At 49.4% G+C, this 3,322-nt stretch carries 2 rRNA genes; both read left to right on the forward strand.

What is annotated here, in order from left to right:
- Positions 1-248: 248 nt before the first annotated feature.
- Positions 249-3,141, forward strand: a 23S ribosomal RNA gene (locus BCT49_RS14480).
- Between the two features lie 97 nt (positions 3,142-3,238).
- Positions 3,239-3,322: ribosomal RNA gene (rrf, locus tag BCT49_RS14485) — 5S ribosomal RNA — on the forward strand; the annotation flags it as partial.

Raw genomic sequence — 3,322 nt, forward strand, 5'->3', positions numbered from 1 at the left:
GCTCTTTAACAATTTGGAAAGCTGACTGATTTAATTACTTACGAGTAATTCAAATCAAATTTAAAAGTTCTCAATGTTTATCTTTCATTAGATAAACACAACAAACACATTCAAGTGTCTTGTATTCGAATCAAATTTAGTTTGATTCACAATTGAGTCCGGCAAACAGTCATTGAGAATTAACCCTTCTTAATGACAACCAAAAACCTTGGTTAGTTGCCATACACTAAGACCCTTTCGGGTTGTATGGTTAAGTGACTAAGCGTACACGGTGGATGCCTTGGCAGTCAGAGGCGATGAAAGACGTAATAACTTGCGATAAGCCCAGATTAGGTAGTAATAACCTTTTGAGTCTGGGATTTCTGAATGGGGAAACCCACGTGCATAAGCACGTATCCTGTTGTGAATACATAGCAACAGGAGGCAAACCGGGGGAACTGAAACATCTAAGTACCCCGAGGAAGAGAAATCAACCGAGATTCCGAAAGTAGCGGCGAGCGAAATTGGATTAGCCCTTAAGCTTTTAATGATGCAGGTGAAGCCTCTGGAAAGTGGCGCAATAAAGGGTGATAGCCCCGTAACCGACACATCATAATCAGTGAAATCGAGTAGGGCGGGACACGTGATATCCTGTCTGAATATGGGGGGACCATCCTCCAAGGCTAAATACTACTGACTGACCGATAGTGAACCAGTACCGTGAGGGAAAGGCGAAAAGAACCCCTGTGAGGGGAGTGAAATAGAACCTGAAACCGTGTACGTACAAGCAGTAGGAGCACCTTCGTGGTGTGACTGCGTACCTTTTGTATAATGGGTCAGCGACTTAATTTTAGTAGCAAGGTTAACCGTTTAGGGGAGCCGTAGGGAAACCGAGTCTTAACTGGGCGTACAGTTGCTAGGATTAGACCCGAAACCAGGTGATCTAGCCATGGGCAGGTTGAAGGTTGAGTAACATCAACTGGAGGACCGAACCGACTAATGTTGAAAAATTAGCGGATGACTTGTGGCTAGGGGTGAAAGGCCAATCAAACCTGGAGATAGCTGGTTCTCCCCGAAAGCTATTTAGGTAGCGCCTCGGACGAATACTACTGGGGGTAGAGCACTGTTAAGGCTAGGGGGTCATCCCGACTTACCAACCCTTTGCAAACTCCGAATACCAGTAAGTACTATCCGGGAGACACACGGCGGGTGCTAACGTCCGTCGTGGAGAGGGAAACAACCCAGACCGCCAGCTAAGGTCCCAAAGTATAGCTAAGTGGGAAACGATGTGGGAAGGCTCAGACAGCCAGGATGTTGGCTTAGAAGCAGCCATCATTTAAAGAAAGCGTAATAGCTCACTGGTCGAGTCGGCCTGCGCGGAAGATGTAACGGGGCTAAGCTATACACCGAAGCTGCGGCTACGTACCTTAGGGTATGTGGGGTAGGGGAGCGTTCTGTAAGCCGTTGAAGGTGGTCTGTAAGGGCTGCTGGAGGTATCAGAAGTGCGAATGCTGACATGAGTAACGATAAAGGGAGTGAAAAACTCCCTCGCCGGAAGACCAAGGGTTCCTGTCCAACGTTAATCGGGGCAGGGTAAGTCGACTCCTAAGGCGAGGCCGAAAGGCGTAGTCGATGGGAAACGGGTTAATATTCCCGTACTTCTTACAATTGCGATGGGGGGACGGAGAAGGCTAGGTGGGCCTGGCGACGGTTGTCCAGGTTCAAGTATGTAGGCGGAAAGTTTAGGTAAATCCGGACTTTCTTAACGCTGAGATACGATGTCGAGCTACTACGGTAGTGAAGTCATTGATGCCATGCTTCCAGGAAAAGCCTCTAAGCTTCAGATTGTAAGGAATCGTACCCCAAACCGACACAGGTGGTCGGGTAGAGAATACCAAGGCGCTTGAGAGAACTCGGGTGAAGGAACTAGGCAAAATGGTACCGTAACTTCGGGAGAAGGTACGCTCTTATCAGTGAAGTCCCTTGCGGATGGAGCAGACGAGAGTCGCAGATACCAGGTGGCTGCAACTGTTTATTAAAAACACAGCACTGTGCAAAATCGTAAGATGACGTATACGGTGTGACGCCTGCCCGGTGCCGGAAGGTTAATTGATGGGGTTAGACTTCGGTCGAAGCTCTTGATCGAAGCCCCGGTAAACGGCGGCCGTAACTATAACGGTCCTAAGGTAGCGAAATTCCTTGTCGGGTAAGTTCCGACCTGCACGAATGGCGTAATGATGGCCACGCTGTCTCCACCCGAGACTCAGTGAAATTGAAATCGCTGTGAAGATGCAGTGTACCCGCGGCTAGACGGAAAGACCCCGTGAACCTTTACTACAGCTTGGCACTGAACATTGAACCTACATGTGTAGGATAGGTGGGAGACTATGAAACCGCGTCGCTAGATGTGGTGGAGTCGTCCTTGAAATACCACCCTTGTAGTTTTGATGTTCTAACGTTGGCCCCTGAATCGGGGTTACGGACAGTGCCTGGTGGGTAGTTTGACTGGGGCGGTCTCCTCCCAAAGAGTAACGGAGGAGCACGAAGGTGGGCTAAACACGGTTGGACATCGTGTGGTTAGTGCAATGGCATAAGCCCGCTTGACTGCGAGAATGACAATTCGAGCAGGTGCGAAAGCAGGTCATAGTGATCCGGTGGTTCTGAATGGAAGGGCCATCGCTCAACGGATAAAAGGTACTCCGGGGATAACAGGCTGATACCGCCCAAGAGTTCATATCGACGGCGGTGTTTGGCACCTCGATGTCGGCTCATCACATCCTGGGGCTGAAGTCGGTCCCAAGGGTATGGCTGTTCGCCATTTAAAGTGGTACGCGAGCTGGGTTTAGAACGTCGTGAGACAGTTCGGTCCCTATCTGCCGTGGGCGTTGGAAAATTGAAAGGGGCTGCTCCTAGTACGAGAGGACCGGAGTGGACGAACCTCTGGTGTTCGGGTTGTCATGCCAATGGCATTGCCCGGTAGCTAAGTTCGGAATCGATAACCGCTGAAAGCATCTAAGCGGGAAGCGAGCCTTGAGATGAGTTTTCCCTGGCACTATAAGTGTCCTAAAGGGTTGTCGTAGACTACGACGTTGATAGGCAGGGTGTGTAAGTGCTGCGAGGCATTGAGCTAACCTGTACTAATTGCCCGTGAGGCTTAACCATACAACACCCAAGGGGTTTTGTGGACTCAGATGTACCAGACCTTGAATGAGTTTGAAGAGAAATACTTTTAGATTAGCTTTCCGAATTTTAAAATTTGCTTGGCGACCATAGCATTGTGGACCCACCTGATTCCATGCCGAACTCAGAAGTGAAACACAATAGCGCCGATGGTAGTGTGGGG

This window comes from Vibrio lentus, assembly GCF_002875945.1.
GTDB classification, from domain to species: Bacteria; Pseudomonadota; Gammaproteobacteria; order Enterobacterales; family Vibrionaceae; genus Vibrio; species Vibrio apostichopi.